Below are 13243 nucleotides of genomic sequence, written 5' to 3'. Positions count from 1 at the left end.
CCTTTTTTAATTTAAATCCTTCAACAGGAATTTTAATGTTTATAGTCGTGTCATAGCCATAAAGAATTTTTTGAAGCAACTGGCCGCCAATTTTTATATCTCCTATATTTAGAGAATTTATTAACAATTTCTACCGCTAGATTCTCCAAAGACTTTTGGGTTTTAAGCCTTTCTACCTCAAGATTTAATAGCTCTAATACAAGTTTTTGTTCCTCCTTTTTCGCCTTATCAAAATCCGAAAAAGTATCACTTTGCGCTGGTACTAGTATAAAATTAAATAAAAATATACTCGCAATTATAATAGCTATCAACTTTTTCATAAAACCCCTCATTTAATATAGCATTTTTTGTTCTACATGGAACTATTTAACATTAACTAATCTACAGTAATTTTGTCCTTTATCTGCTCAAACAATTTAGGACCTATTCTCGGAACATTCATTATGTCTTCAATTTTTTTAAAAGAACCTTTATTTTCTCTAAATTCGATTATCCTTTCAGCCGTCACAGGTCCTATTCCTGGCAAAGTTTGCAATTCTTCTTTAGTCGCAGTATTTATATTTATTTTTTCATTTTTTTGTATTGTACTAGTAGGAGAAATATTATTTGTTTCACCCTTTTTTGGAACTATTATCATTTGTTCATCCTTAACTTTTTGCGCGAGATTTATATTTGTGAGGTCTGCTTCCTCCAAAGGTCCTCCTGCTTTATTTATAGCGTCTATTACTCTTTCTCCTTCTTCCATAGTATAAACTCCCGGATTTTTTACCAATCCTGTGACATATACCTTTATCTCTAAAGACTTTTCTTTGTTCTCTTCACTATCTACAGGTCTTTCCACTGGCATACTATCATTGCTTGCATTGACGACAAATTCATTTTTTAATTTATAATTTTTGTAAATTACATATCCTGAAAATGCCAGTATAAGGCATAATAAAACAACTATAGCATATTGCTGTTTTTTTGAAAAATAAGGCATACTAACACCTCTTTTTACAGCTTCCTTTATTTATTTCTACATGAATTAAAAAATTCCTTTTTATTTTTCGCGATTTTTTGGTATACTTTAAGTATCAGCATAAATTGGAGGCATAAAAATGAAAAAAATATTGATATTTTTAATCGCAATACTCATTGTAATAGGCCAAATTACTCCTATCTATGCTACCACGCAAAAACCAGAAATAGTCGGACCCACCGCAGTTTTGATGGATTTTACTACAGGCCAAGTACTATATGATAAAAACATGCACAAAAGAATGTACCCTGCTAGTACAACCAAGATTCTTACGGCAATTATTGCCATTGAAAGAGGAAACTTAGATGATATTGTAACTGCTAGTGATAATGTCACAAAAATAGATGGAAATTCTATCTATCTTTCTCCTGGTGAAAAACTCACTTTGAAGCAGTTACTTTATGCTCTTATGTTAGAATCAGCTAATGATGCTGCCATTGCTATAGCGGAATATATTGGTGGGAGTGTACAAAATTTTGCTAAAATAATGAACGAAAAAGCTAAAGAAATTGGGGCTCATGATAGTCATTTTGTAAATCCAAATGGCCTCCCTGATGAAAATCACTATTCCACCCCTTATGATATGGCATTGATCGCAAGATACGCCATGCAAAATGCGGAATTTAGAAAAATAGTGAGTACTATACATTACCAAATTCCTCCCACAAATAAATGTGATAAAGTTAGAGACCTGTGGCTAAGCAATCGCTTAATAAAACCTTCAAGCTTTAATTACGAAGGAGCTGATGGAGTTAAAACAGGATATACGGTTGCAGCAGGTCAAGTGTTAGTAGCTTCTGCTACAAGAGACGGTCATAGACTTATATCTGTCATAATGGGTGACCAGGGAACAAACATTTGGACAGACACTATAAAACTTTTAAACTATGGTTTTGAAAACTTTAGCTTAGTAAAAAAGGTACAAAAAGGCAAGTTAATAACATATGTAAATTTAGGAAAATCTCAATTTAAACTTCCTCTTATAGCAAAAAATGATTTTTACTATGAAGTTCCTAAAGGTCAAGAAAATTCCATAGAGTCTCAAATAATACTAAATAAAGACATAAAAGCACCAATAAATAAAGGGGATATTTTAGGATATATTAAATACACTTTAGACGGGAAAGAAATAGGCACAAATCCTCTCATTGCAGCTGAATCAGTTTACAAAAATTTTTGGGGAAATTATTATGGGGATGTACAACCTTCTGGTGTAAGAAATATAATGTATGTAAGACCTGTAAAATTTATTGTCGGAACAACAAGTCTGGGAATAGCTTTTATCCTTTGGAGAAGACGGAAAATTAGAAATAGAAAAAAATATATCTTCTCAAAATATTAAAGAGGGCAAAAAGCCCTCTCAGCTTGTTGACAAAGTAAAAAAATTTTTTAAATAGGATATTTTGCATCGTCACTCCGATGTTCCAAAGCGACAAAACTAAACTCGACCTTCGGGTTCCGGCAGGGTTCCGGGCACATTCGACGTCCTGTCTTAGTGACCGCCTCCGCCATCCTTGGCTTCGGCCCTGCCTCCACCCTTGGTCTTGCTAAGTTTTGTTGCCGCTTTGTCACAAGTCGTTCCTTATGCAAAATATCCTATTTCCGAAAGTTTGTGTACAGTCTGAGAGGGCAGAATGCCCTCTTTTTATGCATATATTTGGTTGTCATTGAGACTTCTACTTCTTCCCATGTCTTTTATAAAAGAATCAACATTAAAAAATCTTTTTAAAATTTTAAAATAATACATTTCTTCTTTTGACTTTATTTCAAAACCATTAGAAAGAAACCTATTTTTTATATACTCTGCATCACTAATTTCTGATTCGGCTATTTTATTTAATATTTCAGATGTACCAGTTCCTATTGCAAATTTTTCTTTTCTTCTCCATACAATTGATTCTGGCAAATAATTTTCTGCAAGTTTTCTAAGTATCCACTTTTCGATTTTTTCTCGGCCGTTAATTTTAAATGACGGTGTTATTTTAAATGCGTACCTTAATACTTCTACATCTAAAAACGGTACACGTCCCTCAATGGAATGTGCCATTGTCATTCTGTCAACTCTTTGAAGATTTGTATTATGCAAATTTCGAGTTATATATTTTAATTCGGATTGTAATTTCCAAGGATTTGAATAATTTTTAAGGTAATGATATCCACCAAACAATTCATCAGCACCTTCTCCCGAAAGAACAACCTTTACGTAATTGCTTGCAAGTTTTGATACAAAATATGTTGCAACAGCACTTCTGACTAAGGCTGGATCACAGGATTCAAGATGATATATAACTTCGGGTAAAACTTTTTTTATGTCCTCCTCTGTATAAATAAATTCATGGTGAATCGTACCTACATAATCAGCAACAACTCTTGCATTCTTTAAGTCATTACTTCCTTCGACACCTACTGCAAATGAATGAAGGGGTTTTTTGTATTTTGCTGCTATTGCTGCTATAAGACTGCTATCCAATCCGCCGCTTAAAAATACTCCAACAGGCACATCAGCAATCAACCTTTTTCTTACTGAATCCTCTAATCTAAGCCTTAATCCATTAATAATATTATCAACATCTGCAAAATACATCGGATCTTGTGGAATTGAATAATATTTTTCAAATCCATTTTCAGTTGTATAAATATATCCATTAGGAAATTCATTTATATCATCAGTTACTTCCTGAAGTGCTTTAATCTCCGAAGCAAAGGCAAAATAACCTTCTTTTGTTTTACCATAATACAATGGCTTTATTCCTAACGGATCGCGAGCAATAAATATGGTCTTTTTTTTAGAGTCATAAATAACTAAAGCAAACATTCCATCAATATAGTTAACACAATTTTTACTTAGTTCTTCATACAAATGAATTATTACTTCGCTATCAGTATCTGTGGAAAAAATATGGTTTTTTAACTCTTTACGCAATAATTGGTAATTGTAAATTTCTCCATTATAAATAAGCCAATACCTGCCATCTTCGTTTTTTATAGGTTGGCGTCCATGATAAAGGTCAATTATCGTCAACCTATTATGGCCTAATGTAATATTTTCATCTGCAAAAATACCTGACTCATCCGGGCCACGATGTCGTATTTTATCAAGCATCCTTTGTACTTTGCTCTTATCACCAGTTCCTATAATTCCTGCCAATCCACACATTTGATTATCATTCCTCCCCTTCATATATATTTAAAGAAAATTGAATAAGGAACGTAAGAATAGATCTTACGTTCCTAAATTTTATACTGTTATAACTAATCTTTCATATTCACGTAAAATCTTTTCTACCCTTTCTTCTTCAGGTATTATTCTGTGTTTTTCATAGTCATAAGCGTAACATGCCCCATCTATAACTTTGGTTTGTAGTGCTCCTTTAGCATATTTGTTACCTTTAAGATGAGGTGCATCCAATAGACCTATTTTTATTGCTAGTGCCAACACATCTGGATCTACCAGTGGATCAGGACTGTGAGGTGCCAAGCTCTTTATCGCTTCCAATAAAATCCTTGTCTCTTTCTTTAACTGTTCTTTTCTTTGAATTACTTCTTTATCCTGAGTCAAATCAGGCATTCCAAACATAGAGTTTTTTATCACGGCTTTTACTATTTTAACGCTTTCAATTATATCTTCTGACGTTGCAGCATGATGAGCTTCACAATATCCCACTACGTGATATATATGAGGTCTTATAGCCATAGAGAGATAAGCACTGGAAGCCAACTGACCCTTGGCCTCTAAAAGGTCAGTTGGAAAACTTGCAAGTCCTGCCCTTGCTTGCCTTATAACTCTAAAGTTTTCATCTTGTAATTCTTCTATCAATTCTATCTTCGCAAGCATCTTTGCCAAATCCATTTTCGGAGAAATAGACGCAGGTACATTAAACATAAACTGCGCTACATAATCTTTTACTCCCATCTTTTTGGCGTTATATGCAGCAAGATAAGCCATTGTTACTCCAATTACGTCGTGAGCATCTCTCAAACTCCAATGATGTGCTTCGTTTACTTCTACAGGTACTCCTTTTTCAGCGTGCCATTTCATAAGCTGCTGATTTTCTCTTATGGAAGTATTTACATCCCTTGGTCCTCTGCCGTCCAATACATTATACCAGCAAAGGGGAATCGCTGCCCAAGCGTTATGGATAGTCTCTAGAAGCATCTCTGCCATCTTGAAAACATCATTTGTACCACTGTAACATCTGAGAAGAGGATAGTTACCTCTTTTTGAAGCCTCATATATTCTTATTAAGTCTTCTTTCTTTCTTATAGAAACACCGCCTGCTCCATCTAAAGACTTGTCATATTTTTTATCAAAGAAGTGCTCTTGAGCATTTTGGTCTGGCGCGAGAGAAATTACATCTAAAATTTCTGCCTCTGCTATCTTCTTAACACCCTCTATAGTATCTTCTAATGAAGGAAGACCAAAGTGGTGTCTTATGATAGGATAGGGAAATTTATCTTCTATTCTTCCTATTAGTGTATCAGCAAAAACCCGCTGTCTATGACTTGTGCTTCCTCCTCTTAGAAAGTTGATTGTAGCTTCATCCCCATTTTTGCCATCAAAAACTGTCACAAATATTCCTGATTTACAAGCTACTTCTGCATTAGGTTCTGTCCCTCCAAATACCCATTTTATATGTTGCAAATTATTTACTTCTATTTCCCTCTTTAATTCTTCTAAAAGTTTTTCAAGAGCAGAAGGAGTCAGTCTATAGCTTACTCCTACAATCCCCGGTTTATGTTCTTTAACGGCTTCTATCAATTTTTTAATAGGAACAGCAGGTCCCAAAAATACAGTCTCATAACCTTGCTGCTCGGCAAACCTCAAAAAGTTATACACTCCTGCTACATGAACACAATTCCCTATAGCTGCCGCTACAATTAACTTCTTCATGCTATCGTTACCTCCTTTCTTCTTCCTTCAACCAATTCTATTATCTCTTCAACTGACATTCCTTTTATGCCAAGCTTTTCAGCAGTCCTTCCTATTTTCCAGTAATCTTTTCTATGCATAACTGAAGCAAGATGTATAACAGCATCAATAGTAAGAGTCTTGATACCTATCTCTTTTGCTATAGAAGACATAGGCACTAAACTCATAGGAACATCTTCAAATATATACCGGCAATCTAATGTTTCAGGAGCTAACAAACCTACATAAGCTTTTGTGTTTTGAATTACCTCATATAGATTTTCTCCTTCTGCATTGTAACTTTCTTTTAGCCATCTTTTAGCGGAAATAGTATTTACACCTAGAGCTTTCGCCACCATCATTCTTTCGTTATCTATTTTTTCCAATATCTTTGCTACAGAAGGTGAAATTCCTTCGCGATAATATTCAAAATTGCCTTTTGTCGTCTCAATTCTCGCCGCATTTAACAAGGTAGGCGTTGGATGAAAAACAGAGCCAAAGTTATTGAAGCTGGTTTCTAAAACATTTTGCGCTGGTACAAATTGAGGAAAAGCAGTGTTAAGTGCCTCTACTACCATCTGAGTTTTGTCTTTGGGTATTGCAGCAACAGACACAACCTCTTTTATCTTGTATATCTTTGCCTTTCCCATGGAAGACCTGCAGGCATATATAAAAGTATCTGTTTCTGCAATAACTACTTCTAAACCTCTTCTCTTTCTAATTACATTGTGAAATTCTAAGGCACCACCTGTTCTTCCAGGATTCAATACGATTATCTGTCCTTCCTCAAGATATGGCAACACTTCATTAGCAATTTTATAATGAGCAGACGCTGGAACTGCAACTAAAATTATGTCAACGCCTTCAACGGCTTTTTTCATATCATCAGTTATCAAATTTAATTTTCCAAATCCTTTAATTTCCCCTTTTAACTCTATTCCACCTTTTTCTATTATCGGAATTAATTTTTCATAGGTTCTGTTGTAAAGATTTACCTTAAAGCCTTTCAAAGCCAAGTGCCCTGCTATTGCCTGACCCCCGTTACCGGCTCCTATTACTGCAAAGGAGACTGCACCCATCTTCTTAAACCCCCTTTTTAAGAAATGAAAAAGCTATAGAGGAAATCTATAGCTTTACGATTTGCCGTCTGATAAAAAAACAAAATCAGACACCAATGCTATCATCCTCCTCTTTCAACGCTTACGAGGTTAGCTGACGGGTTCGGGCCGAAAGATAACCCTACCATCTTAAAGATGGATTCACCCCGAAAATTGGTTCCCCCGCTTCTTTACGAATTCAGCGTTTAGCATTTTATTCAATTTTCAATTTATTTTTATTATATCATAAAATCTAAAAGTTGTAAAGAGAAACAAGTTAATATTTCCCAAAATCATCTCCTACTCTTATTTCATCCAAATAATTGTATATAGTATATCTGGAAACACACAATATCTTCGCTACATAATCTATAGCTCCCCTTATCAAAAAAGTGCCTTTAGCATCCAACATCTTGACTACCTGCACTTTTTCTTCTTTTGTCATGAAATTTACAGGTTTTCCATAATTTTCTAATGTGGTATTCACTATGCTCTCTAAAACCTCACTAACACTGCCTGTATAAGCCTCTCGAGCCTCCTCATTGGTATCAGTCACATCGCAAAACTCTGATAAGGTATTTTTTACCATTATAAATTCTGAGATATCAATATTGATGGTAAGGCATCCAACAGGCTTACCATTTTCGTCTTTTATAAAAAGAGCAGATGACTTCAAAATTTTCCCATCTTTCCCTTTGTTTTTATAGTTTATTAAATTTTCAACGTTATCAGATTTCAATACTTTCGATATAGTTTCAGGCAAAGGACTCCCCACTTCTCTTCCCGTTACATGTCCGTTTACAATTGCAATAATAGGATATTGAGGCGAAGAAAAGTCATGCAGTGCTACTTCGCAATTTTTCCCAAACGTATTAGCTATTCCTTCCATTATAGGGATTATGCTTTTTAAGATAGGATGCGTCTTCATTGACTTTGAATCCCCCTAATCATACAATTTAAATATATGCAGTGAAGTGATGAAAAATTACTGATAGGCTGCAAAAAAATTCATCTGCAAAAAAAGATAAGACTTTAAGATGAAAAAAATTATTAACGTTATTATACATGCCTCAAACAAGGTTGTCAAGCACTATTTCCTTTGCATCTGCCCATAATCTTTCTAAATTGTAGAAAGCTCTTTCTTCCTCTTGGAAAATGTGCACCACCACATCCCCATAATCCATTAAAACCCATTTGCCTGAAGCATATCCTTCAATGTGGTCAACAAAAATCCCCTCTTCACAGAGTTTTTTCTCAATCTCATCAGTTAATGCTTTTACGTGGGTATCCGAACTGCCGGTCGCAATAATAAAATAATCTGCAATAGTCGTCAATTCACCTATATATAAGACCTTTATGTCAAAAGCTTTTTTGTCTTCTAGCAGATTACAAATTTTAAAGACTTTATCTTTTACATCTACCACCAAATCAACCCTCCATTTTATATGTTTTTTCCTAAAATTATAGTTATGTCAGCACTATTACTTCCTTTTGTATCTTCAACTACAATAGCATTTTTTAAAATTTTCTTCAAATCTTCCACCACTTTTTTGTCGTCAGTCCTATTAATTATCTGAGTAGTGTTGTAAGTAGTACCTACTACATTGCCTATTTTCACTACATCGTATCCCTGTTGCTTTAACAAATCAGCAGTCTTTGCGGCTGCTCCTGGTATGCCGCCGCCATTTAAAACCTCTATTTTTATATTTTTGTTAACTGTCATCTCATTAGTTTTATTATCTATATCACCATTTAAATTCGCCATAAATTGTCTTACTTCTTGGGGATTTGTGATATAATAAGCAATCCCATCAATGTACTGAGGAGTGCCAGGTAAAGTTGCCGTCTTTATATTGTCTTTATCAAGTTTCAAAAGGTAATCTGCATACTTTAGCATAGTAACAGGTGGTATATTTGTTTCTACGTATTGATTTATGTTTTTTAATATACGATGAATTTTTAACAAAGTACTGGGGTTTTTAGCTTTTTCAAACATTGCTAATAAAAAATCCCTTTGAACTTTGACCCTTTCCAAGTCTTGTTCTGCATATCCATGTCTAAATCTCACCAACTGTAAAGCCTTTTCTCCATCCAAAAGCTGTACACCTTTTTTCAAATGTATGTGAAGATTTCCCGCATTGTCATCATAATTCATGTCCATAGGTACGTTCATCTCTACTCCGCCTAAATCGTCTACTAATTGTATAAAGCCCTCATATCCAATTTTCACATAATAATCAATAGGCTCTCCAATAAGTTGTGACACTGTATCCATCGCCAGCTGAGGTCCACCTATCGGATAAGCAGCATTTATCTTTTGCGTTCCATACTTGGGAAGTTTAATCATAGTATCTCTCGGAATAGATAAAATATAAGCTTTGTGAGTATTAGGGTCATAAGACAACACCATCATAGTGTCAGAGCGCTTTGGATCTGTTTGTGATGTCTCATCAACTCCCAAAACCAATATATTTATTTTTTGAATCGTTTCTGAATTTTTGTTTTCATTACTTCTATTCATCAAAGAAACATCTGAAGGATTTAGAGACTTCAAATAAATATACCCTCCAACTCCTACTGACAATAAACTTAATAATAACAATATTGAAACAGTTTTTATAAATTTTCTCATTTTTCTCCACTCCCAAGTTTCAAAAGAATATAATTTCGAGCTTTTACTGTTTTTTCATAAAGAAGTAGTCCCCTCTCTATAACATAACAAATTGTACTATCAAAAGACTTTAACAAAGCAAGGTCTAAGTTTTCCTTTGCTAATCGCCTTAATTCCTCTACCCCTTTAAAATCTCTATTGGGCTCTATATAATCCGCAAGAAATATTATTTCATCCAAAAGTGTCATATTAACATCACCAGTAGTATGAAGGGCAATAGCTCTTTTCACCTCTGGATCTTTTATTCCAAAAATTTCCTCTGCTAAATACGCCCCTACAGGACCGTGTAAAAGAAAAGGCGCATGTTTTAAAACTTCATCTACTTCAATTTCATATCTTTGAGCAAATTTTAAAAGTTCCTCATCAGAATAACCTTTAGCACAATCGTGCAACAAACCTGCAACTTGCGCCTTTTCTACATTAGCATCATATTTTTTCGCAAGGTGTATTGCTGTTTCCATAACACCTATAGAGTGTAAATACCTTTCTTCATCCAACAAACTCCTTAATTTGTTTTTTATAAGTTCTATGTCATAAGCCATAATTGTCATCCTCTTTGTACAAACCATATTTTTGTATATATCTTTCTACAGATTCTGGAAGCAAATATTTAATAGGCCTTCCCTCTGCCACTCTTTTTCTGATATCAGTAGAAGAAATGGCTAACGAAGGAACTGTGACTTTATAAATAATTTTTCCATATATCTCTTTAATTTTATTCAATTCTTCATCTATCCTATTTCCCTCAATCCCCGGCCTTGTAGCAGCAACAAAATGGCAAAGTTTCAAAAGTTCGTCAGCACTTTTCCAATTTAAAATTTCCAGTACTGCATCTGCTCCTGTTATAAAATAAAGTTGAGTTTTCTCCCCATAAATTTTTTTAAATTCTTTGATGGTATCAATAGTATAAGTATAACCTTCACTGTCAATTTCAATTGTAGATACCTCAAAAAATGGATTTGTTATTGTAGCAAGTATAGTCATTAAATACCTATGCTTTTTGTCTGTCACTTTTCGCTTTATTTTATGAGGCGGATTACCCGCTGGAACAAAAATCACTTTGTCCAACCCAAATTCAAACCTCACCGCCTCAGCAGTGACAAGGTGCCCGTAATGAATAGGGTCAAAAGTACCTCCCATTATCCCAAGCTTTAGTTCTCTCTCCAAATCAATTATCCCCCAATGATATTTTCTTTGTATATTATACATTAAATAGGTGTTATACTCAAGTTTATATATTGTGTTGGATATTTATACCAAATTATTATGTAAAATAAGGATTGAAAACAGCAACACATATTAGATTTATAAATAAAAAAGTGGAGCGACTCCACTTTTTACTCATAATATTCAAATTCAAAATCCCTTACGTTTATGACATCGCCATCTTTAAAGCCTTTTTCTTTAAGAGCATCGAGCACTCCGCTTTTTCTAAGAAGCATTTCAAAATACTTAAGAGAATGTTCATCTTGCAAATTAACTCTTTTTAAAAGTTTGTCAATTTTAGTTCCACTGAGATAATAAGTATTTCCTTTGACTTCTATATTAAGTGTTTCCTCCTCTTTAGGTGGTGTATAAACTATAACTTCTGGGACTTCCGCTGCCTCCTCCACAGGAATGGAAGAAAGAATCTCTATCGCTTTATCTAAAAGTTTGTCAATACCTTCTCTTGTCAGAGCAGATATGGGATATACATCGAAACCTTTTTGTCTGATCTCTTTTTCAAAATTTGGGTAATTTTGTTTCCCGCTCTCTATGTCAATTTTATTAGCAGCAACTATTTGCGGCAAAGTAAGCAATCTTTCACTGTATAATTTAAGCTCTTCGTTTATCTTTTCAAAGTCTTCTACTGGGTTTCTTCCTTCACTGGCAGACACATCCACGACGTGTATAAGCATCTTTGTCCTTTCAATGTGTCTTAAAAAGTCGTGTCCTAATCCCTCGCCTCTATGAGCACCTTCAATCAAACCAGGAATATCTGCCATCACAAAAGACTTACCTTTGTGTTCTACAACGCCCAAATTAGGGTTCAAAGTCGTAAAAGGATAATTAGCAATCTTAGGCCTTGCTCTTGTACAACTGGCAAGGAGTGTAGATTTGCCTGCATTAGGAAATCCAATCAATCCTACATCAGCGAGAAGTTTTAGCTCCAACCTTACCCACATTTCTCTCCCCTTTTCGCCGCTTTCAGCAAAACGAGGAGTTTTCATGGTAGGCGTAGCAAATTTGGCATTACCTCTCCCGCCTTTTCCACCTCTTAGCACAATAGCTTTTTGATTTGGTTTTACAAGGTCAGCTATAATTTCTCCCGTTTCATCGTTAATTATCAAGGTGCCTACTGGCACTTTTATGTATAAATCTTCACCGTTTTTGCCATATTGATTTTTGCCCCTTCCATTTTCGCCATTTTGAGCTATGTATTTTCTTCTATACTTAAAATCTAAAAGAGTAGATAAATTCGGGTCTGCAACAAATATTACATCCCCGCCTTTTCCGCCATCTCCTCCATCTGGACCTCCATAAGCTACGTACTTTTCCCTTCTAAAAGATATAACTCCGTTTCCTCCATCACCAGCTTTTATGTATATCCTTGCAGTATCTATAAACACACAATCACCTGCCTTCCTCTTTATAGTATGTGCATCTCAGTACTTTTTAGCCTTTTATGTTTTTTACTATATCTTCTACATTGTCAAAATTAAATATTTCCCTGTCTTTGTTAAGATTTTCAATGGTGATGCGAAGATGCTCAATCACTTTGTCGTATTTGCCAAGCTGAGCGTACCCCAATACAACTTGCAAATCATTTAATATCTCATGTCTTCTTTTCTTTATGTACTCAATCAATATCTCAGCATCCGATGCCATGTTTTTCACCACTTTCATTTAATCTTATGAAAAAATCCTGGTATAAACCAGGACTTAACTTTGCGCAACTTTTCTCTCTGGGTAAACACTTACCTGCTTTTTGTCACGGCCTTTTCTTTCAAAAGTTACATATCCATCGATCAAAGCAAAAAGTGTATCGTCTTTTCCTCTTCCTACATTGACACCAGGATGTATTTTAGTCCCTCTCTGTCTTACAAGGATATTTCCTGCCAAAACATATTGTCCATCCGCTCTTTTTACTCCAAGGCGCTTTGCTTCGCTGTCACGGCCGTTTCGAGAACTTCCAACACCTTTTTTGTGAGCAAAAAGTTGAAGCTTCATCCTTCACACCTCCTATCTACTACCTTTAAATACTTTCCATAGTCTTTTTCAATATCTTTAAGTCCCAAAACCATTGTATCCAAAATAGCTTTTAACCTTATATTATCCTCTAAAAAGCCTTTTTCTATAATCTCCACCCATAAATCTCCGCTTTTTATTTTCTTTTTTATCTTCACCGTTTTTAAAGCCTCTAAACCTAAAATCGCCGTCTGAGAAATCGCGGAAACAGCCGAACATACGATGTCTTTTCCGTATTCATCGTAGCCAGCATGTCCCACTATAGAAAACCTGCAGATATCTCCTTTTGAATCTCTAAATATCTCTACCTGTATCAT

General features: G+C 34.8%; 15 protein-coding genes and 1 riboswitch. Of the genes, 1 reads left to right on the top strand and 14 read right to left on the bottom strand.

What is annotated here, in order from left to right:
- Positions 1-50: 50 nt before the first annotated feature.
- Positions 51-320, bottom strand: a complete 270-nt coding sequence (locus tag TKV_RS04535) for a hypothetical protein (protein ID WP_049684922.1) — start codon at positions 318-320, stop codon at positions 51-53.
- Positions 321-376: 56 nt separating this feature from the next.
- A complete protein-coding gene (locus TKV_RS04530; RefSeq protein WP_049684921.1) occupies positions 377-982 on the bottom strand; it encodes a helix-hairpin-helix domain-containing protein in 606 nt (201 codons plus the stop codon).
- A 118-nt stretch (positions 983-1100) separates the two neighbouring features.
- On the opposite strand from TKV_RS04530, the gene TKV_RS04525 reads away from it, so the two are divergent.
- Positions 1101-2363, top strand: coding sequence for a D-alanyl-D-alanine carboxypeptidase family protein (locus tag TKV_RS04525; RefSeq protein ID WP_049684920.1), 1263 nt, complete (start codon positions 1101-1103; stop codon positions 2361-2363).
- A 303-nt stretch (positions 2364-2666) separates the two neighbouring features.
- Here TKV_RS04525 and asnB read toward each other — a convergent pair whose 3' ends face one another.
- The 12 genes from asnB to TKV_RS04465 form a co-directional block, all read right to left on the bottom strand.
- Entirely contained in the window at positions 2667-4178 is a 1512-nt protein-coding gene (gene asnB, locus TKV_RS04520) for an asparagine synthase B (protein WP_049684919.1), read from the bottom strand.
- 81 nt (positions 4179-4259) lie between these two features.
- Complete coding sequence (locus TKV_RS04515) at positions 4260-5912, bottom strand: cobalamin-dependent protein (RefSeq protein ID WP_049684918.1); 1653 nt, start codon at positions 5910-5912, stop codon at positions 4260-4262.
- Positions 5909-7009 carry an NAD/NADP octopine/nopaline dehydrogenase family protein gene (locus TKV_RS04510; protein ID WP_049684917.1) on the bottom strand — a complete coding sequence of 367 codons (1101 nt, stop codon included), beginning with the start codon at positions 7007-7009 and terminating at the stop codon, positions 5909-5911. Before TKV_RS04510 ends, TKV_RS04515 begins: the two co-directional genes overlap by 4 nt.
- 104 nt (positions 7010-7113) lie before the next feature.
- Positions 7114-7242, bottom strand: a riboswitch (cyclic di-AMP (ydaO/yuaA leader).
- A gap of 62 nt (positions 7243-7304) precedes the next feature.
- Positions 7305-7955, bottom strand: a complete 651-nt coding sequence (locus tag TKV_RS04505; RefSeq protein WP_049684916.1) for a helix-turn-helix transcriptional regulator — start codon at positions 7953-7955, stop codon at positions 7305-7307.
- A gap of 142 nt (positions 7956-8097) precedes the next feature.
- The gene (rsfS, locus tag TKV_RS04500) at positions 8098-8451 is read right to left on the bottom strand and encodes a ribosome silencing factor (protein ID WP_049684915.1); all 354 of its coding nucleotides are present in this window, start codon (positions 8449-8451) and stop codon (positions 8098-8100) included.
- A gap of 17 nt (positions 8452-8468) precedes the next feature.
- Positions 8469-9659, bottom strand: a complete 1191-nt coding sequence (locus TKV_RS04495; protein ID WP_049684914.1) for an LCP family protein — start codon at positions 9657-9659, stop codon at positions 8469-8471.
- Positions 9656-10240: a bis(5'-nucleosyl)-tetraphosphatase (symmetrical) YqeK gene (yqeK, locus tag TKV_RS04490; RefSeq protein ID WP_049684913.1), complete on the bottom strand. Its 585-nt coding sequence runs from the start codon at positions 10238-10240 to the stop codon at positions 9656-9658. The genes TKV_RS04495 and yqeK overlap by 4 nt, the downstream gene beginning before the upstream one ends.
- Complete coding sequence (gene nadD, locus TKV_RS04485) at positions 10230-10865, bottom strand: nicotinate-nucleotide adenylyltransferase (RefSeq protein ID WP_049684912.1); 636 nt, start codon at positions 10863-10865, stop codon at positions 10230-10232. Before nadD ends, yqeK begins: the two co-directional genes overlap by 11 nt.
- 170 nt (positions 10866-11035) lie before the next feature.
- Positions 11036-12307: a GTPase ObgE gene (gene obgE / locus TKV_RS04480; RefSeq protein WP_049684911.1), complete on the bottom strand. Its 1272-nt coding sequence runs from the start codon at positions 12305-12307 to the stop codon at positions 11036-11038.
- 46 nt (positions 12308-12353) lie between these two features.
- Complete coding sequence (locus TKV_RS04475; RefSeq protein WP_049684910.1) at positions 12354-12566, bottom strand: Spo0B domain-containing protein; 213 nt, start codon at positions 12564-12566, stop codon at positions 12354-12356.
- 54 nt (positions 12567-12620) lie between these two features.
- Positions 12621-12908: a 50S ribosomal protein L27 gene (gene rpmA, locus TKV_RS04470; protein ID WP_049684909.1), complete on the bottom strand. Its 288-nt coding sequence runs from the start codon at positions 12906-12908 to the stop codon at positions 12621-12623.
- Positions 12905-13243 (bottom strand): ribosomal-processing cysteine protease Prp, encoded by a 339-nt coding sequence (locus TKV_RS04465; protein ID WP_049684908.1) that lies wholly within the window; start codon positions 13241-13243, stop codon positions 12905-12907. The genes rpmA and TKV_RS04465 overlap by 4 nt, the downstream gene beginning before the upstream one ends.

The organism is Thermoanaerobacter kivui (genome assembly GCF_000763575.1).
GTDB lineage: Bacteria > Bacillota > Thermoanaerobacteria > Thermoanaerobacterales > Thermoanaerobacteraceae > Thermoanaerobacter > Thermoanaerobacter kivui.
Note: the sequence above shows the minus strand (reverse complement) of the source record. Positions and strands in the feature narration are given on the sequence as shown.

Coding starts and splice junctions, on each gene's coding strand:
- TKV_RS04535 (WP_049684922.1), bottom strand. CDS start 320: ATGAAAAAGTTGATAGCTATTATAATTGCGAGTATATTTTTATTTAAT.
- TKV_RS04530 (WP_049684921.1), bottom strand. CDS start 982: ATGCCTTATTTTTCAAAAAAACAGCAATATGCTATAGTTGTTTTATTA.
- TKV_RS04525 (WP_049684920.1), top strand. CDS start 1,101: ATGAAAAAAATATTGATATTTTTAATCGCAATACTCATTGTAATAGGC.
- asnB (WP_049684919.1), bottom strand. CDS start 4,178: ATGTGTGGATTGGCAGGAATTATAGGAACTGGTGATAAGAGCAAAGTA.
- TKV_RS04515 (WP_049684918.1), bottom strand. CDS start 5,912: ATGAAGAAGTTAATTGTAGCGGCAGCTATAGGGAATTGTGTTCATGTA.
- TKV_RS04510 (WP_049684917.1), bottom strand. CDS start 7,009: ATGGGTGCAGTCTCCTTTGCAGTAATAGGAGCCGGTAACGGGGGTCAG.
- TKV_RS04505 (WP_049684916.1), bottom strand. CDS start 7,955: ATGAAGACGCATCCTATCTTAAAAAGCATAATCCCTATAATGGAAGGA.
- TKV_RS04495 (WP_049684914.1), bottom strand. CDS start 9,659: ATGAGAAAATTTATAAAAACTGTTTCAATATTGTTATTATTAAGTTTA.
- yqeK (WP_049684913.1), bottom strand. CDS start 10,240: ATGGCTTATGACATAGAACTTATAAAAAACAAATTAAGGAGTTTGTTG.
- TKV_RS04475 (WP_049684910.1), bottom strand. CDS start 12,566: ATGGCATCGGATGCTGAGATATTGATTGAGTACATAAAGAAAAGAAGA.
- rpmA (WP_049684909.1), bottom strand. CDS start 12,908: ATGAAGCTTCAACTTTTTGCTCACAAAAAAGGTGTTGGAAGTTCTCGA.
- TKV_RS04465 (WP_049684908.1), bottom strand. CDS start 13,243: ATGATACAGGTAGAGATATTTAGAGATTCAAAAGGAGATATCTGCAGG.